Here is a 23,357-nt window from a genome sequence, read left to right as displayed (position 1 = left end):
CTGGCGATCAGTGCAGGAGAGAGCTGATGACCAATGCGGATTTGTTGACGCGCAGACAAGCGGCGGTGGTGCGGGGCGTCAGCCACGCCACCCCGATTTTTGCGGAGCGGGCGCTGAATAGCGAAGTGTGGGACGTCGAAGGCAAGCGCTACGTCGACTTCGCCGGCGGCATCGCGGTGCTCAATACCGGCCACTGCCATCCGCACATCGTGCAGGCGATCCGCGACCAACTCGATCGTTTCACGCACACCTGCTTCCAGGTGCTGCCATATGAATCCTACGTCGAGCTCGCCGAGCGGCTGAACGCCTTGGCGCCGATCAACGGGCCGTTGAAATCCATTTTGCTGAGCACCGGCGCCGAAGCTACCGAGAACGCCGTCAAGATAGCACGCGCCGCCACCGGTCGTAGCGGCGTAATCGCGTTCACCGGCAGCTTCCACGGCCGCACCGCCTTTGCCTCGGCGATGACCGGCAAGGTCATTCCCTACAAGAAGCTGTTGGGACCGCCGTTGCCCGGCGTCTGGCACGTGCCGTTTCCGGCGGCGGGCGGCGACGTCAGCGTCGACGACGCGCTGCGCGCCATCGCCTTCATCTTCAAGGCCGACATCGACGCCTCGCAAGTCGCGGCGATCATCATCGAACCGGTGCAGGGCGAGGGCGGCTTTCATCAGGCGCCCGACGAACTGATGCGCGGGCTGCGCCGGATCTGCGACGAGAACGGCATCGTGCTGATCGCCGACGAGGTGCAGACCGGATACGGCCGCACCGGCAAGATGTTCGCGATGGAGCATTTCGACGTGCAGGCCGACATCGTCTGCGTGGCGAAGAGCCTCGCCGGCGGCATGCCGTTGTCCGCGGTGATCGGCCGCGCGGCGATCATGGACGCCGCCGAACCGGGCGGGCTCGGCGGGACCTATGCGGGCCATCCGTTGGCCTGCGCCGCGGCGCTCGCGGTGCTCGATGTGTTTGAAAAGGAAAATCTGGTGGCGCGCGCCAATCAGATCGGCGAGCGGCTGCGCGCCGGCATCGACCGCTTCGCGCTGTCCAACACCCTGCTGCCGACCTCGGCGGCGCGCGGGCCGGGCGCCATGGTGGCGTTCGACATTCTCAAACACCGCGACAGCAACGAGCCGGATGCCGCGGCGACCAAGCGCGTCACCAAGCTCGCCTATGAGAACGGCTTGATCCTGCTGTCCTGCGGCACCACCGCCAACACCATTCGCATCCTGGTGCCGCTGACCGCATCGGACGCCATCATCGACGAGGGGCTGGCGATTCTGGAACGCTGTCTCGCCGCTTAACGGCGGCACTGAGTAACTGACACTGAGCAACCGGCGCGCCGAACCGCGCCGCACCATCGGGAATGATCGAGATGCTGAAGCCGAGTGATCCGGGCCTGTTGGCCGAGCGCTGCCTGATCGGCGGCGAGTGGAGCGGTGAGCCGGTCGACGCCGTGTTCAACCCGGCCACCGGCGAACGCATCGGCGCGGTGCCGCGGTTCGGCGCCGACGAAGCCGAGGATGCGGTGCATGCCGCGGGCGTGGCGTTCCGGCAATGGTCGAAGCTGCTGGCCAAGCAACGCGCCGCACTGCTGCGCGTCTGGTTCGACCTGATCATCGCGCACCGCGACGAGCTGGCGCGGCTGTTGACCGCGGAGCAGGGCAAGCCATTGGCCGAAGCGCTGGGCGAAATCGATTACGCCGCGTCGTTCGTGGAGTTCTACGCCGAGGAGGCGCGGCGCATCTACGGTGAAACCATCCCGTCGCACCGCGCCGATTCCCGCACGCTGGTGATCCGGCAGCCGGTCGGCGTGGTCGCCGCGATCACGCCGTGGAATTTTCCCGCCGCGATGATCACCCGCAAGGTCGCGCCGGCGCTCGCCGCCGGCTGCACCGTGGTGGTCAAGCCGGCGCCGGAGACGCCGTTCACCGCGCTGGCGCTCGGCGTGCTGGCGCAGCGCGCCGGAATTCCGCCGGGCGTGATCAACATCATCACCGGCGACGCGCCGGCGATCGGCCGTGTGTTGACCGAGCATCCTTTGGTGCGCGCGATCAGCTTCACCGGCTCGACCGCGGTCGGCAAGATTTTGATGCGGCAGGCCGCGTCCACCGTGAAGCGAGTCGGGCTCGAACTCGGCGGCAACGCGCCGTTCATCGTGTTCGACGATGCCGATCTCGACGCCGCGGTCGAAGGCGTGCTGGTGTCGAAGTTTCGCAACATGGGACAGACCTGCGTTTGCGCCAATCGAATCTACGCGCAGGACAGCATCTACGACGCCTTCGTGCAGAAATTGACCGAAAAGGTCGCGGCGCTGAAGGTTGGCAACGGCCTCGAGGCCGGCGTCACCCAGGGTCCGCTGATCAACAAGCAGGCGGTCGACAAGGTCGAGCGGCACATCGCCAATGCCACCGCCAACGGCGCCAAGGTGCTGTTCGGCGGCAAGCGGCACGCACTCGGCCGCACCTTCTTCGAGCCGACGGTTCTATCGGGCGTCACCACCGACATGGTGATCACCCACGAGGAAACCTTCGGCCCGGTGGCGCCGGTGTATCGCTTCAGCGATGAGGCCGACGTGATCGCCAAGGCCAACGCCTCGCCGTTCGGGCTGGCGGCCTATTTCTACGCCCGCGATCTCGGCCGCGTATTCCGGGTCGCCGAGGCGCTGGAGGCCGGCATGGTCGGCGTCAACTCGGCGCTGCTCGGCGCCGACGTGGTGCCGTTCGGCGGCGTCAAGGAGTCGGGGCTGGGCCGCGAAGGCTCGCATCACGGCATCGAGGAATATGTCGACATCAAATACATCATGCTCGGCGGGCTTGACCGCTGAGCTGATCGATTACGGCACGCGATGATTTTCTAATCCCAAGGAGGCGGACACGTGGCTGCAGAAACACCGATGAAACCCGATCAGATCACCGAGGCGCTGCGCGCCGCAGTGAACGCGAATTTCGAGAATCAGGTCGGGTTTCTGTCGCGCATGGTGCAGTTTCGCAGCCTGCGCGGCGAGGAGACGCCGCAGCAAGACTGGCTGGCGCAGCAATTCGCCGACCGCGGCTACAAGGTCGACACCTTCAGCCTCGCCGATGTCGACCTGCAAAGCCATCCCAAGGCGGCGCCGCTCGACGGCATCGATGCCGCCGGCTCCAAGCAGGTGGTCGCGACCTATGACAGCGAGGGCAAAGGCCGCAGCCTGATCCTGCAGGGCCACATCGACGTGGTGCCGGAAGGCCCCGCCGATCTGTGGAGCGATCAGCCCTATAGCGGCGCGGTGCGCGACGGCTGGATGTTCGGCCGCGGCGCGCTCGACATGAAGGCCGGCGTCTCGGCGATGATCTTCGCGCTCGATGCGATCCGCAGCGCCGGCTACGCGCCGGATGCCAGGGTGCATCTGCAGACGGTGACCGAAGAGGAGAGCACCGGCAACGGCGCGCTCGCCACCTTGATCCGCGGCTATCGCGCCGACGCCTGCCTGATCCCGGAGCCGACCGGCCACACCCTGACCCGCGCGCAGGTCGGCACCATCTGGTTCCGGCTGCGGGTGCGCGGCACCCCGGTGCATGTGGCTTATTCGGAGACCGGCACCAGCGCCATTCTGTCGGCGATGCATCTGATCCGCGCGTTCCAGGACTACACCAAGACGCTCAACGCCAAGGCGGTTCGCGATCCCTGGTTCAGCCAGGTCAAGAACCCGATCAAGTTCAACGTCGGCATCATCAAGGGTGGCGACTGGGCGAGCTCCACCGCGGCGTGGTGCGAATTGGATTGCCGGCTCGGTCTGCTCACCGACGAGACGCCGCAGCAGGCGATGCGCGGCATCGAACAGTGCCTTGCCGCGGCGCAGGCCGCCGACAGTTTCCTGTCGGAAAATCCCGCCGAGCTGATCTGGAGCGGCTTCCAGGCCGATCCCGCGGTGTGCGAGCCGGGCGGTGTCGCCGAGGCGGTGCTCACCGACGCGCATCAGGCGGCGTTCCAGGCGCCGCTCGACGTGCGGCTCTCCACCGCGGTCAACGACACCCGTTACTACTGCGTTGACTACGGCATTCCTGCGTTGTGCTACGGCCCCTATGGCACAGGCCCGCACGCCTTCGACGAAAAGGTCGATCTGGAAAGCCTGCGCAAGACCACGCTCAGCATCGCGCTGTTCGTCGCCAAATGGTGCGGAGTGAGCAAGCTGTGATGGATAGGCCCGTGTCCCCCGCGACGTCGAGCGCGCAGACCATGACCGGTGCCGACCGGTTGTGCGACGCGCTGCTCGCCCACGAGGTCGACGTCTGCTTCGCCAATCCAGGCACCTCGGAAATGCATTTCGTTGCGGCGCTGGATCGCCAGCCGCGCATGAAGTGCATCCTCGGCCTCTTCGAGGGCGTCGTGACCGGCGCCGCCGACGGCTATGCGCGGATGCGCGACCGCCCGGCGGTGACGCTGCTGCATCTCGGCCCCGGCCTCGCCAACGGCTTGGCCAATATCCACAACGCGCGGCGCGCCAATTCGCCGATGATCAACATCGTCGGCGATCACGCGGTCGAGCATCTGCCGCTGGATTCGCCGCTCACCAGCGACATCGACTCCTTGGCGCGGCCGATGTCGCGCTGGGTGCGCCGCATCGCCGACCCGGTGCAGATCGACAGCGACGTCGCCGAGGCCTGGTCGCAGAGCCTGACGCCTGGCATTTCCACGCTGATCCTGCCCGCCGACATGGCGTGGAACGAGCATCGCTACACCGCGGCGTTGGCGCGCGGCCAGCGGCCGCAGCGCGAGCCGCTCAACCCGGACAGCATCACCCGGATCGGCGCGGCGCTGCGCGGCAAGCGCAAGGTGGCGCTGCTGCTCACCGGCGCGGCGCTGCGCGACGCGCCCTTGCAGCTCGCCGCCCGCATCAGCAGCGCCACCGGCGCGGAAATCTTCGCGCAGGGCGCCAACGGCCGGATCGAGCGCGGCCGCGGCCGGACGCCGATCGCGAAGTTGCAGCTCACCCACGAGGTCGGCGGCCGGATGCTGCGCGATGTCGAGATGCTGGTGCTGATCGGCAGCCAGGAGCCGGTGTCGTTCTTTGCCTATCCGAACCAGCCGGGCCGGCTGGCGCAGCCGTCGTGTGAGATCGTGCAGCTGGCGCGTGCCGATCAGGATCTGGTGCAGGCGCTGCAATGGCTGGCCGACGAGGTCAAAGCGCCGGCATCGCCGCTGGCCTTGCCCGCGCCGACGGCTGCTGCGCCGGTCGGGCCGGGCGACGCGCTGACCATTGCCGCGGTGAACCGGCTGGTCGCCGACCGGCTGCCCGAACAGGCGATCGTCTGCGACGAGGCGCTGACCTCGTCGGGCTTCTACGATTGCTCCTACGAGTCCGAGCCGCACGATTATCTGCAGATCACCGGCGGGGCGATCGGCATCGGCATTCCGATGGCGGCGGGCGCCGCGGTGGCCTGCCCGAACCGCAAGGTGATCAACCTGCAGGCCGACGGCAGCGGCATGTACACCGTGCAGGGGCTGTGGACCCACGCCCGCGAAAATCTCGACGTGCTGACCATCGTGTTCTCCAACCGCTCCTACGCGACGTTGTGGGGCGAGATGCACAAGGTCGGCGCGCAGGTGCCGGGCCGCAACGCCGAGCGGATGCTGCGGCTGGATCAGCCGGACCTCGATTGGGCCAAGCTCGCCGAGGGCATGGGCGTCGAGGCCAGCCGCGCCGCCACCGTCACCGCATTTTCCAAAGCGCTCGATGCCGCGCTGAGCCGCCGCGGCCCCTGCCTGATCGAGGCCATCGTTTGATCAACCCGACATCCCGACATCCATTTCTCTCAAAGCGAGGACGCCATGAACAGACGTGAATTTGCCAAATTGGGTCTGGCCGCGGGCATGGTCAGCATCGGCGGTTTTCCGATCGGCGTGACCCGTGCGGCGGGACAGAGCCGCGGCGGCACGCTCAACACCATCATCCAGCCGGAGCCGCCGATCCTGGTCACCGCGCTCAATCAGCAGCAGCCGACGCTGACGCTCGGCGGCAAGATCTATGAGAGCCTGCTGCGCTACGATTTCGATCTGAAGCCGATGCCCGGCCTGGCGCAGTCCTGGGAGATCTCGCCGGACCGGCTGACCTACACCTTCAAGCTGTATCCGAACATCACCTTCCACGACGGCACGCCGCTGACCTCCGAGGACGTGGTGTTCTCGGTGATGAAGATTCTGATCGAGAACCACTCCCGCGCCCGCAGCACCTTCTCGCGGATCGACAAGGCGGAGGCGCCGGACCCGGTCACCGTGGTGTTCAAGCTGAAAGCGCCGTTCTCGCCGTTCCTCACCGCGTTCGATTGCACCACCGCGCCGATCGTGCCGAAGCACATCTATGAAGGCACCGACTTCCGCAAGAACCCGGCCAATGCGCGAGCAATCGGCTGCGGTCCGTTCAAGCTGAAGGAATGGGTGCGCGGCTCGCACGTGCATCTGGTCAGGCACGAGGGCTACTATCGTCCCGGCGAACCCTATCTCGACGAGATCATCTATCGGGTGATCCCGGATTCGGCGTCGCGCTCGGTGGCGCTGGAGCAGGGCACCGTGCAGCTGACGCAGTGGTCGGACGTGGAGTCGTTCGAGGTGCAGCGGCTGTCGAAGCTGCCCAATCTCGCGATGACCACCAAAGGCTATGAATTCTTCGCGCCGCATCAGTGGCTGGAATTCAACAACCGCATCGCGCCGATGAACGACAAGCGCTTCCGCCAGGCGGTGCTGTTCGCGATCGATCGCAAGGCGCTGCTCAATCGGGTGTATTTCGGCCTCGGCAAGGTCGCCACCGGGCCGGTGTCGTCGAAGACCAAATTCTACGAGAAGGACGTCAAGCCCTACGACTACTCGCTCGACAAGGCTAAGGCGCTGCTCGACGAGATGGGCCTGAAGCCCGGTGCCGACGGCAAGCGCGTCAGCATTCCCTATCTGGTGCCGCCTTACGGCGAATCGCATCAGCGCACCGCGGAGTTCATTCGCCAGTCGCTGGCGCGCGTCGGCATCGACCTGCAGCTGCAGGGCATCGATCTCGCCGGCTGGGCCGACAAGTACAGCAACTGGGATTTCTCGATGACCGCGACCGTGGTCTATCAGTTCGGCGATCCGGCGCTCGGCGTGGCGCGGACCTACGTCTCCTCCAACATCCACAAGGGCATTCTGTTCTCCAACACCGCCGGCTATTCCAATCCGGAGGTCGACCGGCTGTTCGAGGAAGCCGCGGTAGCGGGCGACGATGCCAAGCGCCAGCAATGCTACAGCGACGCGCAGAAGCTGATCGTCGAGGACGTCCCGGTGGCCTGGCTGCTGGAGATGGATTATCCGAATTTCATGGATAAGCGGCTGAAGAACGTCATCACCACCGCGATCGGCGTGCACGACACCTTCGGCACGGTCTCGTTCGCATGAGCGTGATGGCGCTGGATACGAAGGTGGGCCGCGGCGTCGCCGTGGCCCTGGCGATCGCGGGCTGGTTCGCGCGGTTCGTCGCGGTGGTGCTGGTGATCGCGACGTTCAACTTTGTTCTGGTGCACGCCGCGCCCGGCGATCCGGCGCAGGTGATCGCCGGCCAGAGCGGCTCGGCGGACGCCAAATTGCTGGCGCAGCTGCGCGCCGAATACGGCCTCGACAAGCCGTATCCGGTGCAACTCGCCACCTATCTGAAACGCATCGTGACGCTCGATCTCGGCTATTCCTATCGCCAGCAGCGCAGCGTGCTGTCGCTGCTCGGCGAGCGGCTGCCGGCGACCTTGCTGTTGACCTGCACGGCGTTCTTTCTGGCGCTGGCCGCCGGCGTGCTGCTCGGCACGTTGGCCGGAATGCGCGCCGGCAAATGGAGCGACACCGCGCTGACCATCGTGTCGCTGCTGCTCTACGCCATGCCGGTGTTCTGGCTCGGGCTGATGCTGGTGCTGCTGTTCTCGGTCAAGCTCGATTGGCTGCCGGCGTTCGGCTACGTCACCATCGGCGTCGAGATGACGGCGTTCGAGCGGATGCGCGACGTCGCCTCGCATCTGGTGTTGCCGGCGGTATCGCTCGCGGCGGTGCATATGGCGATCTACGCCCGGCTGATGCGCTCCTCGGTGATCGAACTCGCGCATCAGGACTTCATCAAGACCGCGCGCGCCAAGGGCTTGAAGCAGGGCCGCATCGTCGCCCATCACATCCTGCGCAACGCCATCCTGCCGGTGGTCACGGTGGCCGGGATGCAGGCCGGCGCGCTGGTCGGCGGCGCGGTGGTGATCGAGACGGTGTTCGCCTGGCCGGGGCTCGGCCGGTTGACCTACGACGCGGTGCTGCAGCGCGACTATCCGGTGATGCTCGGCATCTTCCTGATGATGTCGGTGATCGTCATCCTGCTCAACCTGGTGACCGACGCGATCTATCGGCTGGTCGATCCGCGCGTCTCGCTGCGTGCGGCCTCATGAGCGGAGTTTGATCATGGATACGCTCAAAGCTTTCCTGCGCCACCCGACCGGCCTGATCGGCTTCGTCATCCTGCTCGCGGTGATCGCGCTCGCGGCGGCGGCGCCGGCGCTGTTTCCCGAGGATCCCTGGGAAATGATCGGCGCGCCGTTCCAGCCGCCGTTCAGCGAGGGGCTGTGGCTCGGATCCGACATGCTCGGCCGCGACATCGCCGCCGGCATCGCCCACGGCGCGCGGGTGTCGCTCTCCATCGGCGTCGCCTCGACGCTGGCCGCGGTGTGCATCGGCGTCGTGGTCGGCGCCATCGCCGGCTATTTCGGCGGCAAGGTCGACGACCTGATGATGCGCGTCACCGAACTGTTCCAGACCATCCCCGGCTTCATCCTGGCGATCCTGCTGGTGGCGACGCTGGGGCCGACGCTGAGCAACGTCATCATCGCAATCGGCGCGGTGAGCTGGCCGCCATTGGCGCGCCTGACCCGCGCGGAGTTTCTGCGGCTGCGCGGCCGGGAATTCGTCCAGGCCGCGGTGTGCCAGGGCCAGCCGCCGATGGTGGTGGTGCTGCGCCACATCCTGCCCAACGCGATCTCGCCGATCATCGTCACCGGTTCGCTGACCATCGCCACCGCGATCCTGATCGAGAGCGCGCTGAGCTTCCTCGGGCTCGGCGATCCCAACCTGATGTCCTGGGGCTTCATGATCGGCGCCTCGCGCACCGTGATGCGCCAGGCCTGGTGGATGAGCGTGTTTCCCGGCATCGCCATCCTGCTCACCGTGCTGGCCATCAATCTGGTCGGCGAGGGACTGAACGACACGCTGAACCCGCGCATCTCCCGAAGGGGCCGAACCGTATGACCGACGATGTCCTGCTGTCGATCGAGAATCTGTCGGTGGCGCTGCCGCAGGGTGGCGACCGCGGCTTCGCGGTGGAGGAGGTGTCGCTGAGCGTGCGCCGCAACGAGATCGTCTGCCTGGTCGGCGAATCCGGCTCCGGCAAGTCGATCACCGCGCACGCCGTGCTGCGGCTGTTGCCCGCCAACCTCGACGTCGCCTCCGGCGCCATCCGCTTCCATGGTGCCGACCTCGCCGCCGCCGACGAGGCCACCATGCGGGGCTTGCGCGGCGGCCCGATCTCGATGATCTTCCAGGAGCCGCTCTCCGCACTCAATCCGCTGGCGCGGGTCGGCGATCAGATCGCCGAAGCCATCCTCACCCACACCAAGCCGCGGCCGAGCAAAGCCGCGCTTGACGCAAGGGTGCTGGAACTGGTCGCCGCGGTCGGCTTACCGGACCCGGCGACGCTGGTGCGCAGCTATCCGTTTCAATTGTCGGGCGGCCAGCGCCAGCGCATCATGATCGCGATGGCGATGTCGAACAACCCGGCGCTGCTGCTCGCCGACGAGCCGACCACCGCGCTCGACGTCACCACCCAGAAGCAGATCCTGCTGCTGATCCGCAAATTGCAGGCCGAGCGCGGCATGGGCGTGTTGTTCATCACCCATGATTTCGGCGTCGTCGCCGACATCGCCGACCGCGTCGTGGTGATGCGCGGCGGCCGCGTGGTCGAGCAGGGCAGTGTCGACGAGGTGTTGCGCGCGCCGAAGGATGACTACACCAAGGCGCTGATCGCCGCGGTGCCGGGCTCGCGGCCGGCCTCGACCCTCGATCGCGGCATCGGCGGCGACCCGTTGCTCGACGCGCAGGGTCTGAACAAGAGCTTCGTCACCGGACAGGGGCTGTTTCGCCCGGATCGCCGGGTCGCGGCGGTGCATGACGTAGCGCTGACGTTGCGGCCGCGTGAGACCGTGGCGGTGGTCGGCGAATCCGGTTCCGGCAAATCGACGCTCGGCCGCATCATCATGCGGCTGATCGAGCCCGACAGCGGCGCGATCGATTTCGACGGCACGGATTTCCTTCAGCTGCGCGGCGTGCAGCTGCGCTCGATGCGCCGCAAGGTGCAGATCGTGTTCCAGGACCCTTATGCGGCGCTCGACCCGCGGCAGAAGGTCGGCGACGCCATCGCCCGCGGGCCGATGGCTTACGGCGTGCCGGCGGTCGAGGCGATCGCCGACGCCAAGCGGCTGTTGGCCCGCGTCGGCCTCAAGGACAGCGCCATTGAACGCTATCCGCACGAATTTTCCGGCGGCCAGCGGCAACGCATCTGCATCGCCCGGGCACTGGCGCTGAAGCCCCTGGTGCTGGTGGCGGACGAAGCGGTCTCCGCGCTCGACGTCTCGGTGCAGGCGCAGATCCTGGCGCTGCTCGCCGAACTGCGCGAGGAGATGAATTTGGCGATGCTGTTCATCACCCATGATCTGCGGGTGGCCGCCGAAATCGCCGACCGCATCGTGGTGATGCGGCGCGGCGAGATCGTCGAGCAGGGCGAAACCCGCTCGGTGTTCAGCGCGCCGCAGCACGCCTATACCCGCGCGCTGCTCGACGCGATTCCGGGGCGCAGCCTGTTCGCCGGTCCGCAGGCGGTGGAGCTGCCAGGCGCTATGATCGCCTGATCGCGGCTTGCGCTGCTATTTGCCGTCGCCGTTGCTCGCGGCGGCGGCCGCCGCGGCGCCACGTTGGCAATCCATCGAGAACACCAGTTCGCCGCGCGCGGTGCGGCCGATCGGTTGGCACGGCGGGAAGCGATCGTCGGCATCGGCGGCGGCCGGCGCGAGGCTGGTCGCCGCCGGTTCGGTGGCGGCCTCGCTGCTCGGTGCCGCTGGGCCAAACACCGATGTGTTGCGCATCAGGTAGAGCGAGCCGAAGCCGATCACGCCGGCGACGATCGCCAGCCGCAGCGCCCATGTGGCGAAAACGTGAAAATATTGCATGCCCGCACTCCGAACCACGCCCAAGACCGGGCGACGGGGACCGCGCAATTACGCGCTGTCGGCCGCGCGGCGCAATAAGGCTTCAGCCTAAGGCAGGCGTCCCGACAGGTGGCCAGTTGGGGCGGATTGCCAACAATGTGATTTTGGTTTTTCGCCGGTTTCCGCATGGTGGGTGGTGGAAACGCCAATCGGGTGCAGATGTCACGCCGTCGCCGCCGCTTGCATACTGAAGGGGGACCGACCGTCGGCCTGGCCGTCCTCGCCGCCATTTTGCTGTTGCTCGGCCTCGGCCACGAGCGCGCCCGCGCGGGACCGGAGCCGCGCTTTTCCGGCATCACGCAATATTTCGACGGCGAGGTCGCGGCCGGCCGGTTGCCCGGCGCGGTGGTACTGATCCAGCGCCACGGGGTGCCGGTCTATCTGCGCTGCTTCGGCGTCCGCGAGGTCGGCAGCGGCGTGGCGATGACGCCCGACACGCTGTTCGCGCTGCATTCGATGACCAAGCCGATCACCAGCTTCGCCGCGATGCTGCTGATCGACGCCGGCCGCCTCGCGCTCGCCGATCCAGTGGCGAAATTCATCCCGGCGTTCGCCGCGGTCGAGGTCGGCGTCGAGACCGTCGATGCGGCGGGCCATCCGGTGCTGCAGCGGGTGCCGCCAAAGCGTCCCGTGACGATCGCCGATCTGTTGCGCCACACCTCGGGCATCACCTACGGCTATATCGGCGGCGACTTGATCAAACAGGCCTATGCGGACGGCCATCTGTTCGATGGCGCGTTCGACAACGCCACCTTCGCCGAGCGCATCGCCCGGCTGCCATTGGCGCGGCAGCCCGGCACGCTGTGGCGCTACGGCCATTCCACCGACGTGCTCGGCCGCGTCATCGAGATCGTCTCCGGGCAGCCGCTCGGCGAGTTCTTGCAGCAGCGGATTTTCGCGCCGCTCGGCATGACCAGCACCAGCTTCGGGATGAGCGATCCGGCCGACCGCGCGCGGATGGCGGAGCCGTTGCCGGGCGACGGCATCCTGCAACGCTCCGAAGCGATGCGCCGCGCCCATCCGGAATGGCAGTCCGGCGGCGGCGGGCTGGTTTCCACCGCGCCGGACTACGCCCGCTTCGCGCAGATGCTGCTCGATGGCGGCGTGTGGGACGGCCGCCGTCTGATCAGCGAGGCCGCCTTCAAGGCGATGACCAGCGACCAGATCGGGCCTGGCTCCGGCGTGGCGCGCGACTTCTTCTATTTCCCCGGCGATGGCTTCGGCTTCGGCTACGGCCTCGCGGTCCGGGTCGAGCCCGGCACCGCGCGGCCGCCGCCGCCGGGCTCGCTCGGCGAATTGAAATGGGACAGCGGCAGCGGCACCTTGTTCGGCGTCGACCCCAAGCTCGACATGGTGTTCGTCTTGATGCAGCAGACCCAGGCCGAACGCGGCAAGAACACCGTGGCGTTCAAGAAGCTGCTGTATGACGCGGTGCTGGCGCAGCCGTAACGCTGGCCGCAGGCAGCGTGGGCTGCGAGGAAGACGCCGACCCGCGCCTGCATGATGTCCAATTCTGAAAAGGGGAGAGACGGCGGCCGGATCAGGCAGCCAGCCGCGCGCCGAGATGCCGGATCAGCGCCAGCGCTTCCGGCGGCGGCTGCCGCTCGACGCGGCGATAGTCGCTGCCGTCCGGCTTCCGGGTCAGCCAGCCGCCGTCGACCAGCTCGCGCCGCAGCAGCGCGTAGTCGCCGAACTGATGCAGTGCCTCGATCTGGGCGTTGATCGCCTTTTCGCTGAAGGACTGCCGCGGCGTCAGCCGCGACCACACCATCCACAGACACGGCACCCGGTGGCTGGCCTTGGACGGCCAGCGCGTGAGCAGCCCCTGCGCATCGAAATAGCGCGCGAGCCTTTCCAGCTTGGCGTGATCGATTGCGGCAGGCGTGGGCGGCGGCGGCGCTTGCAGCCGCTCCTCGGCCTCTTGCGAGGCGCGGAAATGCTGATAGTTGCGAAAGCCGGCGGCGCGCGCCAGCATGTTCAGCCATGTGACATGGCCGGGCTTGTCGTCAGCCTGCGCGAGCTGCGCGTGCAGCGAGCGCGCCAGCACCGAAATATCGCCCACGGCGAACGGAAATACGGATCTCGACATCGCTTATCCTCACGATGTGCCTTTCCAGATCGGAAACGTCGGTGGTCGCCGGCTTACGACTGAGGCACGGGATAAGGTGTCCGTCGAAGTATTCTAACTGGCAGGTTTAGCTCCCCTTGCGGGGCGGCGACGCCTTGGTGAACTGCCGACCGGGATTGCAGCTACTCCCGGACGCGCAAAATTGCAAGCGGGATTTGTTCGCCGCGAACGACGCGGGAGCGCGGACTACCTGCCGCGCCGCGCCGCCGGCTTGTCCGTCTTCGCCGCGGTGCAGAGCGCCGCCGCCGCGACGTCGACCACGCGGTCGATCACGCCGTCGATGTCGTCGAGATCGCAGCGGCCGTCGGAGAGTTTTTGCAGGCGCTCGCCGTCGCGGATGGTCTGGTGCGCCATCGCCAGCGCGAAATGCAGGCCCCAGAATATCTCCACCTCGCCAACGCCGGGCAGCGCGCGGCGCATCGCCGCGGCGAATTTGCGCAAATGATCGATCTCGCGGTTGCGGATCTTGCGGATCGGCGCGATCGCCTCGACCGAGGCGCGGATCATGAAGCGCGCGGCGTCGGAGCGCTGCTGGTCGGCTCCGAGGCAGCCGCGCAGCGTCGGCCCGACCAGCGCGCGCAGCACCTCTTCGATCGGCGCGCTTCCGCCGCCGGCTAATTCCGCCGCCTTCAACTCGTTGAGCCGTTCGCGGTTGGTGGCGAGCGAGCGGCTGACGAACAATTCGGTGATCAATTCGTCCTTGGAGCCGAAATGGTAGTTCACCGCGGCGAGGTTGACGTTGGCTTCCGCCACGATGTCGCGCAGCGTGACGTCGGCGAAGCCGCGCGCGGCATAGAGCCGCTCGGCCGCCGTGAGGATCGCGCTGCGGGTGTCGCTCGACATGGAGTCCAAGGTGGGAGGGCGGGGATCTTGCAATTCAAACGCTTGTATGAAACCATCGTTCGATCAGCGGGACTTGTCAATGCGCGTCGCCGCGCGTCGATCGGTCCCGCGCAAGAATTCCGTCCGGCGGTCTCCGCATTGGCCCAGGCGCATGGCGCAAAAGGGCCTTGCGGGGGAGGCGCGACGGGGAGACAGTGCCGCCAAACAATTTCCGCAAAAAACCTGAGGAACGCTCGATGGATTTCACCATGTCCGACCGCCAGCGCGAATGGCTCGATCGCGTCAACGCTTTCATGGACGCGCATGTGCGGCCGGCGGTTCCGATCTATCGGGAACAGGACGAAGCCGGCGAGCGCTGGAAGGTGATCCCGATCCTCGAGGATCTGAAGAAGAAGGCCAAGGCCGAGGGGCTGTGGAATTTGTTCATGCCGCCGTCGTCGCACGAAGACGACGAATTTCGCGGCGCAGGCCTCAGCAATCTGGAATACGCGTTGCTTGCCGAACAGATGGGCCGCATCGGCTTTGCCTCCGAAGTGTTCAACTGCTCGGCGCCGGACACCGGCAACATGGAAGTGCTGATGCGCTACGGCACCAAGGAGCACAAGCGCAAATGGCTGCGGCCATTGATGGACGGCGAGATTCGCTCCGCCTTCCTGATGACCGAGCCGGCGGTGGCCTCGTCGGACGCCACCAACATCGAGACATCGATCGTGCGCGACGGCGACGACTACGTGATCAACGGCCGCAAATGGTGGTCGTCCGGGGTCGGCGATCCGCGCTGCCAAGTGCTGATCGTGATGGGCAAGACTGATCCGTCGGCGGCGCGGCATCAACAGCAATCGCAGATTCTGGTGCCGCGTGACGCCAAGGGCATCACCGTGGAAAAGATGCTGCCGGTGTTCGGCTTCGACGACGCACCGCACGGCCACGGCCAGGTGCTGCTGGACAACGTCCGCGTTCCGGCCGGCAACATCCTGCTCGGCGAGGGCAGGGGCTTCGAGATCGCGCAGGGCCGGCTCGGCCCCGGCCGCATCCATCATTGCATGCGCACCATCGGCAAGGCCGAGGAGGCGCTGGAGAAGATGGTGAAGCGGCTGTCGTCGCGCACCGCGTTCGGCAAGAAGATCATCGAATTCTCGGTGTGGGAGCAGCGCATCGCCGAGGCCCGCACCGACATCGAGATGAACCGGCTATTGTGCCTGAAGGCCGCCGACATGATGGACAAGGTCGGCAACAAGACCGCGCAGCTCGAAATCGCGATGATCAAGGTGGCGGCGCCGAACATGGCGCTGCGCATCATCGACAACGCGATCCAGGCGTTCGGCGGTGCCGGCGTTTCCGACGATGCCGGGCTCGCCAAGGACTACGCCCATATGCGCACCATGCGTCTCGCCGACGGCCCCGACGAGGTGCACAACCGCGCCATCGCCCGGCTGGAATTGCGCAAATACGCCAACGCCGCGGCCAAGCACTAAGCGGGGACAGCGTGAGCGAAGCCGTGCGCAGGGACGAAGAATTCTCCGGCACCAAGCCGGTCGAGGAGCGGCATCGCATCGATGAAGCTGGCCTCGATCGCTGGTTGGCGGAGCACGTCGAAGGCTATGCCGGCCCGTTGAGCGTGCTGCAGTTCAAGGGCGGCCAGTCGAACCCGACCTATCGGCTGGATACGCCGGGCCGCGCCTACGTGATGCGGCGCAAGCCGTTCGGCAAATTGCTGCCGTCGGCGCATGCGGTGGACCGCGAGTTCAAGGTGATCGCGGCATTAGGCAAGCAGGGCTTTCCTGTCGCCAAGGCCTACGCGCTATGCCTGGATGATACGGTGATCGGCGCTGCGTTCTACATCATGTCGATGGAGGAGGGCCGGATCTTCTGGGATCCGGCGCTGCCGCAGCTTCCCCGCGATGAGCGCCGCGCCATCTTCACCGCCAAGATCGAAACGCTGGCCAAGCTGCACAGCTACGAGCCGGACAAAATCGGGCTCGGCGATTTCGGCAAGCCGGGCAATTACTTCGCCCGCCAGGTCGATCGCTGGACCAAGCAGTATCGCGCCTCGGAGACCCAGAGCATTCCGGAGATGGACCGGCTGATCGACTGGCTGCCGCGCAGCGTGCCGGAGCAGGCCGGCGTCTGCGTGGTGCATGGCGACTTCCGCATCGACAACATGGTGTTTCACTTAACCGAACCGCGGGTGCAGGCGGTGCTGGATTGGGAGCTCTCCACGCTCGGCGATCCGATGGCGGATTTCACTTACCTGTTGATGCAGTGGACCATGCCGGGGCTCGCCGACATCGATTTCGCCGGGCTCAACATTCCGACCATGGAAGAAGCTGCCGAGATCTACTGCAAGGCCTCCGGCCGCCCCGAGGTGCCGGATCTGAACTGGTACTTCGCCTACAACCTGTTTCGCCTCGCCGGCATCACGCAAGGCATCGCCGGCCGAATCCGCGATGGCACTGCGGCTTCAGCGAAGGCGATGGAAACCGCCGCCCGCACCGTGCCGCTGGCGAAGGCGGCGTGGGGCTACGCGCAGAAGGCGGGGGCGGAGTAGGCCGCGGGCAGCGCGCTCGCAGCCGCATCCTTCGAGGCTCGCCTCAGCTGACTTCGCGGCGACGCTGCCGCGGTCGCCGGCTCGCACCTCAGGATGACGGCGCGCGTGGAGGAGTTGCCGCAATGGCGGTGAGGTCGTCCGAAGAGGTCATCCCGAGCAGCTCATCCTGAGCAACCTCGTCCTGAGCGCCGTCATCCTGAGGTGCCGGAGCGGAGCGAGGGCCTCGAAGGATGCGGCCGCGCCGCTGCGGCGCCACGGCCCTCGCGGCCATCCTTCGAGACGCCCGGCTTCGCGCGATGCGCTTCGCCGGGCTCCTCAGGATGACGGCGCCGCCTCAAATCGGCTTGCCCACATAAGGCATCGACGCGGTCAAGCCGCCGTCGACCGCGATCGCCTGGCCGTTGACGTAGGACGCCTCGTCGCTCGCCAGGAACAGCCCCATCGCGGCGAGTTCGTGCGGCTGGCCGGCGCGCTTCAGCGGGTTGATCTGGCCGATCTTGTGCGCGGTGCCGCGCGCGCGGGCGTGGTCGAACACCGGCTGGGTCATTCCGGTCTCGATCAGCCCGGGGCACACCGCGTTGATCCGCACCCCGGTGCCGGACAGCGAATAGGCCGTGGTCTGCACCAGGCTGATCACCCCGGCTTTTGAGGCCGCGTAAGGATGCCCCGAGGCGCCGGCCTTGAGCCCGGCGACCGAGGCGGTCAAGACGATCGCGCCGGACTCCTGCGCGATCATCTGCGGCATGGCGTGCTTGATCGCCAGGAACGGCCCGATCAGGTTGATCCGCAGCACCTCCTGCCAGTGCTCGACGGTCTGCTCCTCGAGCGGCACCAGGCCGCCGCTGACCCCGGCATTGGCCCAGATCGCGTCGAGCCGGCCATGGGTCGCCACCGCCTTGGCGACGAAGGCTTTGACGTCGCGCTCGCAGCCGGCATCGGCGACCACGGCTTCGGCGGTGCCGCCCTGCCGGTGCACCAGCTCGACGGTGTCGTGCACGGCGTCGGAGCGATCCACCGCGATCAGCTGTGCGCCCTCTTTGGTGAATAGCAGCGCTGCGGCGCGGCCGATGCCGCTGCCGGCGCCAGTGATGATGACAGATTTGCCCTCCAGGCGGCCCATGCGGATCTCCCTTTTTGTTGGCGCGCGGCGTTTGCCGCATCGCGGAATTGCAATTCGCATTTGTCAGTACCTGCGACTTCAGACAACAGATACAATGACGTCCAGCGATCGTGGAACAGCAAAGGGTTATAGCGAATGTCCGATCCCGCCAAGCCTGCTGACGTGACGATTCCCGAGGTCGAGCCGTCCGGCGTGAAGCCGCCCTTCGTTGCGCAACACGCGATCCCGGCCGGTGTGGTCGCAACGCGGTGGTGGTGGGTGCGGCACGCACCGGTGCGCGAGGACGGCGGCTGCATCTACGGTCAGTCCGACATCGGCTGCGACACCAGCGACCGCGTGGTGTTCGACGCGGTCGGCCGCGTGCTGCCGCGCAACGCGGTGTGGTACGCGAGCACGTTGCGGCGCACCCATCAGACCGCCCACGCGATCTGGGACGCCGGCTTTCCGAGGCCAGGGGAGCTGGTGCACGAGGCCGGGCTGGCCGAGCAGCATCTCGGCGACTGGCAGGGACTGAACCGCGCCGAATTCTTTGCCAGCCGCCCGATCGCGGTCGGCAGCTATTGGTTCGCCCCGATCGACGACCCGGCGCCGAATGGCGAGAGTTTCATGGACCTGTACAATCGCGTCGCCAATGCCATTCGGCGCATCACCGAAACGCACGCCGGCCGCGACGTGATCGCGGTCGCGCACGGCGGATCGATCAAGGCGGCGATCGGCCTGGCGCTCGGCAACCAGCCGGAGCGCGGCCTCGCTTTCACCATCGACAATTGCTCGATCACAAGACTCGATCATCTTTCCAGCGCCGGACACAGCGGCTGGCGGATTCCGATGGTCAATCAGCAGCCGTGGATCGCCGATCCGTCGCACGCCGCCATGCATCAGCCCGCCGGTGCGGAAGTCGGAACGCCGAACAAGCTGGGCTGAGCTTTGCGGGGTGGCAGCCGCAGCCTGATCAACGACCGGCGCAACCGCCGGGTCATCTGGGGGAGAGACTTATGAGTTTGTTCGATCTGTCGGGAAAAGTCGCGGTGATCACCGGCTCGTCGCGCGGCATCGGCCGCGCCATCGCCGAGCGGATGGCCGAGCACGGCGCCAATGTGGTGATCTCGTCGCGCAAGCAGCAGGCCTGCGACGAGGTCGCGCACGCCATCAACGAGAAGATCGGCAGCCGCGTCGCGCTGCCGGTCGCCGCCAACATCTCGACCAAGGACGACCTCAAGAACCTGGTCGAGGAGACCAACCGGGTGTTCGGTCCGATCGACACGCTGGTGTGCAACGCCGCGTCGAATCCGTATTACGGGCCGCAGGCGGAGATTTCCGACGATCAGTTCCGCAAGATCCTCGACAACAACATCGTCGCCAATCACTGGCTGATCAGCCTGGTGGCGCCGCAGATGATCGAGCGCCGCGACGGCTCGATCACCATCGTGTCGTCGATCGGCGGGCTGAAGGGCTCCACCGTGATCGGCGCCTATTGCATTTCCAAGGCCGCCGACATGCAGCTCGCCCGCAACCTCGCCTGCGAATACGGTCCGCATAATGTCCGCGTCAACTGCATTGCGCCTGGACTGATCAAGACCGATTTCGCCAAGGCGCTGTGGGACAATCCGGAGACGCTGAAGGCCTCCACCGCGCGCTCGCCGCTATTGCGGATCGGCGAGCCCGACGAGATCGCCGGCGCCGCGGTGTTCCTGGCCTCCGCCGCCGGCACCTTCATGACCGGTCAGACCATGGTGATCGACGGCGGCGCGACGATTAGTTAGCGACGTCATCCTGAGGCGCTCGCCGCTCTTGCGGCGAGCCTCGAAGGATGACGGGAGACGGTGTCTGAGGCTCATCCTTCGAGACGCCCGGCTTCGCTCCGCTTCGCCGGGCTCCTCAGGATGACGCTGGTGCTGCAGCGAGCGCAGTTACTCCACCGCGGCGTAGACCAGGCTGCGCGCCAGATTGCGGAAATGCTCGCGCTGCCCCGGGCCCTGCGACATGAACACCGCGAACAGATCTTCGGTGGGATCGATCCAGAAGAAGGTGCCGGCGATGCCGCTCCAGAAAAACTGGCCGACCGAGCCGGCGAACGGCGCGAGGCCCTGGTGGGTGCGCACCGCAAAGCCGAGACCGAAGCCGTGGCCGGGCGGCAGGATATAGCTGTCGGCGGGGACGTGGGCACCGAGATGGTTCGACGCCATCAGCTGCAGGGTCTTGCGGCCGATGATGCGGCTGCCGTCCAGCGTGCCGCCGTTCAACAGCATCTGGCAGAACCGCGCGTAGTCCATCGTCGTTGAGGTCAGCCCGCCGCCGCCGGACTGCATGGTCGGCCGCTCCAGCATGTCGAACAGCTTGACCGGCTCGCCGCTCCACGGATCTTTTGCGAACGGCTCGGCGAGGCGCGAGGCATTCTCAGGCCCGGTGTGGAACGCGGTTTCGTTCATCTGCAGCGGCGCCAGCACGCGCTCGTGCAACACCGCGCCCAGCGTTTGGCCGGTCACCACTTCGAGTACGCGGCCGAGAATGTCGGTGGAGCGGCTGTAGTTGAACGCGGCGCCGGGTTGGCACAGCAGCGGCACGCCGGCGACCAGCCGCGCGTGTTCGGCGTTGCTGATTTTGCGGCTGCCGAGCTTGGCCTCAAGGTACATTTTCTGGATCGGTCCGGCGCCGATATGTTCGTAGCCGATGCCGGAGGTGTGGCGCAGCAGGTCCTGAATGGTGATCGCGCGGGTGGGCGTCACCAGATCGAGCCGGCCGTCGCGCTCGACGCCGACTTTCTGCGTGGCGAATTCCGGAATGAAGGTCGCCAGCGCATCGTCGAGCAGCAACGCGCCGTCCTCGACCAGCTGCATGACGGCGATCGAGACGATCGGCTTGGTCATCGAGAAAATCCGGAAGATGCTGTCCTTGGTCATCGGCGCGGCGCCGACCGGGCTCTGCCGTCCCAGCGCCTCGAACCAGGCGACCTCGCCGCGGCGGGCGACCAGCACGGTGACGCCGGGAATGTTGCCCTTGTCGATCTCGCGCTTGAAGGCGTCCGACATGGCGGCGAGGCGCGGCGTCGACAGCCCGAGCGCTTCGGGTTTGCCGCGCGGCAGCGGCGGGGTCGACGAGGCGGCAAGCGTTGCGGTGTGCGCGGTCGCTGGACTGGTCATGGCCTCTCCCGATTCAACATGATGTGCGCGGCCCGATGGGGGCTTCTTCGCAGTGTCGCAATAGATTGAACCAGAATGCCGCGCTTGAACAGGCCGCGGCGCGCGAACGCTCGGATCGTTCGATCGGCAGAGCTGTGCGGGGAAAGCTGTTTTGAATTTCCGCCGCGACACAGCGTTTCAGGCCGTATCGCGGCGCTGTTGCCGCGGAGCGGGTCGCCGACGCGCCGCGGCGAAGACTACGCCGCGCGGACGTCGCGCAGGAACGCGTCGACCTGGCTTCGCAGCATCTCGCCGTTGCGCGACAATTCCGTCGAGGAGTCGACGACGCGGGAGGCCGCGACTCCGGTCTGCTCGGCGGCGCGGTGGACGCCTGCGATTTTGTCGGAGACTTCGCTGGAGCCGCGCGCGGCCTCGCTGACATTCTGCGCGATCTCGCGGGTGGCTGCGCTCTGTTGCTCGACGGCGGCGGCGATCGCCGAGGCGATCTCGCTGACCTGGCCGATGGTGGAGGTGATGCCGCCGATCGCATCGACCGAGAGTTGCGTGGCACTCTGAATTGCCAGCACCTGGGCGGAGATCTCGTCGGTGGCCTTGGAGGTCTGGGTAGCCAGCGCCTTGACCTCGGAGGCGACAACAGCGAAGCCGCGACCGGCGTCGCCGGCGCGGGCGGCTTCGATGGTGGCGTTGAGCGCCAACAGATTGGTCTGCGCCGCGATCTCGCTGATCAGCTTGACGACGTCGCCGATGCGTTGCGCGGCGTCGGCCAGTCCGTTGATTTGCGCGTTGGTGCTGTTGGCCTGACCGAGCGCGGAGCCAGCGACCTTGGCGGATTCGTTGACGCGCTGCGCGATTTCGTTGACCGAGGCGTTGAGTTCTTCGATCGCAGCCGCGACGGCTTGTGCGTTTTTCGTCGCCACCTCGGAAGAAGCCGCGACGGCTATGGTCTGGCTGGAGGCTTCCTCGGCATTATGTGCCATCGATTGCGCGGTGCTGCGCAGATCCACCGCGGCCGATCCGACCGCGGCGACGATGCCGCCGACGCCGGATTCGAAACGCGCCGCCAGCGTTTGCAGCGTGTTCCGCCGTTCGGCCTCGGCCTCGGCGCGCTGCTGCTCCTGGTCGCCGCGCAACCGCGCGGCTTCGCCGAGTCCATCCTTGAGGACCTCGACCTCACGGGCCATCGCGCCGATTTCGTCGTTGCGCTGCGAACCGGGGACGGTGACATCGCGGTGCCCGGCGGTGATCTGTGCCATCGCGCCTTCGAGTGCTCGGATCGGCTGACCGATGCTCCGCCCGAGCCAGGCGGCGATCAGCGCTGCGATCAACACGGCGGCCGAGGTCGCGCCGGCGAACCACAGCATCGAGGTGTGCCGGAGCGCCTGATAGGCGCTGGTGTCACGGACGATCTCGACCACGGCGACCGGCTGTCCGGAGAAATTCTTGATCGGGCCGAACGTGGCCGCGGTCGGGCGTCCGTCGGCGTCGTCGGTCTGAATGATGGTTTCGCCGTTCAGTGCGCGTTGCAGCACGGCCTTTTGCGGCGCTGCTGTCGACAGGGTGGACGCCAGCGTCTTGACCGCGTCGTCCTTCAGCTGATGGATCGCGATATCGACGCCGAAGCGGGCCTTCATGGTTTTGACGAATGTCGCGCCGAACGGCGCGCCGGTATCGACGGTGCCGAGCATGGCGTCGCCGTCGAGCACCGGCGCGGTTCCGAAGATGTTCAGCGCCTCGAAGCCGGCCTCCACGCCGCCGGCGGATTTCTTGGTCTCGAACACCTGCACGATCATCTTCCGGCGCCTGACGTCGTCGCCGAATGAGGCGGGTTTATGCAGCCGGGCGAGGGTCACGAGCGGCGGCACCTGGACGGTGAGCAATTCTAGACCCAGCGGTTTGATGTCCCGCAGCGCGTCCTTCAGCAGCGCCAGCACGCCGGCTCGGTCGCCGGCGCGGACCGCGGCCTTGAGTTGCGGCATCGTCGCCAGGCTGTGACTGACCGCCAGCGCGGTCCGGGTCTCGCCATCCAAGGCCCCGAGAATGTTCGCGTAGTCGGTCTGCAATTCGCGGTGTAACGCCAGATCGACGGCTTCCTGCTGACGCCAGACGCCAAAACCGGCGAGGGCGACGCAGGACACCGCGCTGACCAGCGAGATGGCGACCATAATTCGGACGGAAACGGACTTAGGGCTTAGCAAGGACACGGCTCGACAGACCTTCAACAAGGATTTTCGTCGGGTGTCTTAGCTCTCAGTCGTCAACGTCGAATTAAGGGAATCGAAACCGCTTCACCCGTGGC

The 23,357-nt window shown here is 66.9% G+C and carries 19 protein-coding genes; 13 read left to right on the top strand and 6 right to left on the bottom strand.

The genetic code is table 11. The annotated features are described in order from the left end of the window. The first annotated feature begins 26 nt into the window (after positions 1 to 26). From gabT to RPC_RS17515, 8 genes are all read left to right on the top strand, one after another. Positions 27 to 1,301, top strand: a complete 1,275-nt coding sequence (gene gabT, locus RPC_RS17550; protein ID WP_011473921.1) for a 4-aminobutyrate--2-oxoglutarate transaminase — start codon at positions 27 to 29, stop codon at positions 1,299 to 1,301. A gap of 71 nt (positions 1,302 to 1,372) precedes the next feature. Further along, the gene (locus RPC_RS17545; protein WP_011473920.1) at positions 1,373 to 2,824 is read left to right on the top strand and encodes an NAD-dependent succinate-semialdehyde dehydrogenase; all 1,452 of its coding nucleotides are present in this window, start codon (positions 1,373 to 1,375) and stop codon (positions 2,822 to 2,824) included. Positions 2,825 to 2,875: 51 nt separating this feature from the next. Continuing rightward, positions 2,876 to 4,174 (top strand): ArgE/DapE family deacylase, encoded by a 1,299-nt coding sequence (locus tag RPC_RS17540; RefSeq protein ID WP_011473919.1) that lies wholly within the window; start codon positions 2,876 to 2,878, stop codon positions 4,172 to 4,174. Between the two features lie 41 nt (positions 4,175 to 4,215). Next, positions 4,216 to 5,763 (top strand): acetolactate synthase large subunit, encoded by a 1,548-nt coding sequence (locus RPC_RS17535; protein WP_041803015.1) that lies wholly within the window; start codon positions 4,216 to 4,218, stop codon positions 5,761 to 5,763. A gap of 45 nt (positions 5,764 to 5,808) precedes the next feature. Further along, a complete protein-coding gene (locus tag RPC_RS17530) occupies positions 5,809 to 7,398 on the top strand; it encodes an ABC transporter substrate-binding protein (protein ID WP_011473917.1) in 1,590 nt (529 codons plus the stop codon). Further along, on the top strand, positions 7,395 to 8,417 hold the full coding sequence (locus tag RPC_RS17525; RefSeq protein WP_011473916.1) for an ABC transporter permease: 1,023 nt from the start codon (positions 7,395 to 7,397) through the stop codon (positions 8,415 to 8,417). Before RPC_RS17530 ends, RPC_RS17525 begins: the two co-directional genes overlap by 4 nt. 13 nt (positions 8,418 to 8,430) lie before the next feature. Continuing rightward, complete coding sequence (locus tag RPC_RS17520; RefSeq protein ID WP_011473915.1) at positions 8,431 to 9,270, top strand: ABC transporter permease; 840 nt, start codon at positions 8,431 to 8,433, stop codon at positions 9,268 to 9,270. After that, a complete protein-coding gene (locus tag RPC_RS17515) occupies positions 9,267 to 10,925 on the top strand; it encodes a dipeptide ABC transporter ATP-binding protein (RefSeq protein ID WP_011473914.1) in 1,659 nt (552 codons plus the stop codon). The genes RPC_RS17520 and RPC_RS17515 overlap by 4 nt, the downstream gene beginning before the upstream one ends. Before the next feature lie 15 nt (positions 10,926 to 10,940). Here the strand turns inward: RPC_RS17515 and RPC_RS17510 are convergent, their stop codons facing one another. Further along, positions 10,941 to 11,243, bottom strand: coding sequence for a hypothetical protein (locus RPC_RS17510; RefSeq protein WP_011473913.1), 303 nt, complete (start codon positions 11,241 to 11,243; stop codon positions 10,941 to 10,943). A gap of 198 nt (positions 11,244 to 11,441) precedes the next feature. Here RPC_RS17510 and RPC_RS17505 point away from each other — a divergent pair, with 198 nt between their 5' ends. Continuing rightward, positions 11,442 to 12,731, top strand: coding sequence for a serine hydrolase domain-containing protein (locus RPC_RS17505; RefSeq protein WP_157043237.1), 1,290 nt, complete (start codon positions 11,442 to 11,444; stop codon positions 12,729 to 12,731). Positions 12,732 to 12,822: 91 nt separating this feature from the next. On the opposite strand, the gene RPC_RS17500 is transcribed toward RPC_RS17505, so the two are convergent. Both RPC_RS17500 and RPC_RS17495 read right to left on the bottom strand, forming a co-directional pair. Then, positions 12,823 to 13,371, bottom strand: a complete 549-nt coding sequence (locus RPC_RS17500) for a DUF2087 domain-containing protein (protein WP_011473911.1) — start codon at positions 13,369 to 13,371, stop codon at positions 12,823 to 12,825. 225 nt (positions 13,372 to 13,596) lie between these two features. Beyond that, positions 13,597 to 14,253, bottom strand: coding sequence for a TetR/AcrR family transcriptional regulator (locus RPC_RS17495; protein WP_011473910.1), 657 nt, complete (start codon positions 14,251 to 14,253; stop codon positions 13,597 to 13,599). 236 nt (positions 14,254 to 14,489) lie between these two features. Here RPC_RS17495 and RPC_RS17490 point away from each other — a divergent pair, with 236 nt between their 5' ends. Both RPC_RS17490 and RPC_RS17485 read left to right on the top strand, forming a co-directional pair. Beyond that, the gene (locus RPC_RS17490) at positions 14,490 to 15,728 is read left to right on the top strand and encodes an acyl-CoA dehydrogenase family protein (protein ID WP_011473909.1); all 1,239 of its coding nucleotides are present in this window, start codon (positions 14,490 to 14,492) and stop codon (positions 15,726 to 15,728) included. An 11-nt stretch (positions 15,729 to 15,739) separates the two neighbouring features. Beyond that, a complete protein-coding gene (locus RPC_RS17485) occupies positions 15,740 to 16,801 on the top strand; it encodes a phosphotransferase (protein ID WP_011473908.1) in 1,062 nt (353 codons plus the stop codon). A gap of 334 nt (positions 16,802 to 17,135) precedes the next feature. Here RPC_RS17485 and RPC_RS17480 read toward each other — a convergent pair whose 3' ends face one another. Then, complete coding sequence (locus RPC_RS17480; RefSeq protein WP_041802004.1) at positions 17,136 to 17,921, bottom strand: SDR family NAD(P)-dependent oxidoreductase; 786 nt, start codon at positions 17,919 to 17,921, stop codon at positions 17,136 to 17,138. Between the two features lie 135 nt (positions 17,922 to 18,056). On the opposite strand from RPC_RS17480, the gene RPC_RS17475 reads away from it, so the two are divergent. Beyond that, positions 18,057 to 18,845, top strand: a complete 789-nt coding sequence (locus RPC_RS17475) for a histidine phosphatase family protein (RefSeq protein WP_011473906.1) — start codon at positions 18,057 to 18,059, stop codon at positions 18,843 to 18,845. A gap of 71 nt (positions 18,846 to 18,916) precedes the next feature. Then, positions 18,917 to 19,684 (top strand): SDR family NAD(P)-dependent oxidoreductase, encoded by a 768-nt coding sequence (locus RPC_RS17470; RefSeq protein ID WP_011473905.1) that lies wholly within the window; start codon positions 18,917 to 18,919, stop codon positions 19,682 to 19,684. Between the two features lie 147 nt (positions 19,685 to 19,831). On the opposite strand, the gene RPC_RS17465 is transcribed toward RPC_RS17470, so the two are convergent. Continuing rightward, the gene (locus RPC_RS17465) at positions 19,832 to 21,061 is read right to left on the bottom strand and encodes a serine hydrolase domain-containing protein (protein WP_011473904.1); all 1,230 of its coding nucleotides are present in this window, start codon (positions 21,059 to 21,061) and stop codon (positions 19,832 to 19,834) included. Positions 21,062 to 21,297: 236 nt separating this feature from the next. Further along, entirely contained in the window at positions 21,298 to 23,223 is a 1,926-nt protein-coding gene (locus tag RPC_RS17460) for a methyl-accepting chemotaxis protein (protein ID WP_011473903.1), read from the bottom strand. Between the last annotated feature and the right edge of the window lie 134 nt (positions 23,224 to 23,357).

The organism is Rhodopseudomonas palustris BisB18 (assembly GCF_000013745.1).
Lineage (GTDB): Bacteria > Pseudomonadota > Alphaproteobacteria > Rhizobiales > Xanthobacteraceae > Rhodopseudomonas_A > Rhodopseudomonas_A palustris_F.
The sequence above is the reverse complement of the archived record's forward strand: the minus strand, read 5'-3'. Positions and strand labels throughout refer to the sequence as shown.

Bases quoted from the DNA above. Each gene is read 5' to 3' on its own strand.
- gabT (WP_011473921.1), top strand. From the start codon at position 27: ATGACCAATGCGGATTTGTTGACGCGCAGACAAGCGGCGGTGGTGCGG.
- RPC_RS17545 (WP_011473920.1), top strand. From the start codon at position 1,373: ATGCTGAAGCCGAGTGATCCGGGCCTGTTGGCCGAGCGCTGCCTGATC.
- RPC_RS17535 (WP_041803015.1), top strand. From the start codon at position 4,216: ATGACCGGTGCCGACCGGTTGTGCGACGCGCTGCTCGCCCACGAGGTC.
- RPC_RS17530 (WP_011473917.1), top strand. From the start codon at position 5,809: ATGAACAGACGTGAATTTGCCAAATTGGGTCTGGCCGCGGGCATGGTC.
- RPC_RS17525 (WP_011473916.1), top strand. From the start codon at position 7,395: ATGAGCGTGATGGCGCTGGATACGAAGGTGGGCCGCGGCGTCGCCGTG.
- RPC_RS17520 (WP_011473915.1), top strand. From the start codon at position 8,431: ATGGATACGCTCAAAGCTTTCCTGCGCCACCCGACCGGCCTGATCGGC.
- RPC_RS17515 (WP_011473914.1), top strand. From the start codon at position 9,267: ATGACCGACGATGTCCTGCTGTCGATCGAGAATCTGTCGGTGGCGCTG.
- RPC_RS17510 (WP_011473913.1), bottom strand. From the start codon at position 11,243: ATGCAATATTTTCACGTTTTCGCCACATGGGCGCTGCGGCTGGCGATC.
- RPC_RS17505 (WP_157043237.1), top strand. From the start codon at position 11,442: ATGTCACGCCGTCGCCGCCGCTTGCATACTGAAGGGGGACCGACCGTC.
- RPC_RS17500 (WP_011473911.1), bottom strand. From the start codon at position 13,371: ATGTCGAGATCCGTATTTCCGTTCGCCGTGGGCGATATTTCGGTGCTG.
- RPC_RS17495 (WP_011473910.1), bottom strand. From the start codon at position 14,253: ATGTCGAGCGACACCCGCAGCGCGATCCTCACGGCGGCCGAGCGGCTC.
- RPC_RS17490 (WP_011473909.1), top strand. From the start codon at position 14,490: ATGGATTTCACCATGTCCGACCGCCAGCGCGAATGGCTCGATCGCGTC.
- RPC_RS17480 (WP_041802004.1), bottom strand. From the start codon at position 17,921: ATGGGCCGCCTGGAGGGCAAATCTGTCATCATCACTGGCGCCGGCAGC.
- RPC_RS17475 (WP_011473906.1), top strand. From the start codon at position 18,057: ATGTCCGATCCCGCCAAGCCTGCTGACGTGACGATTCCCGAGGTCGAG.
- RPC_RS17470 (WP_011473905.1), top strand. From the start codon at position 18,917: ATGAGTTTGTTCGATCTGTCGGGAAAAGTCGCGGTGATCACCGGCTCG.
- RPC_RS17465 (WP_011473904.1), bottom strand. From the start codon at position 21,061: ATGACCAGTCCAGCGACCGCGCACACCGCAACGCTTGCCGCCTCGTCG.
- RPC_RS17460 (WP_011473903.1), bottom strand. From the start codon at position 23,223: ATGGTCGCCATCTCGCTGGTCAGCGCGGTGTCCTGCGTCGCCCTCGCC.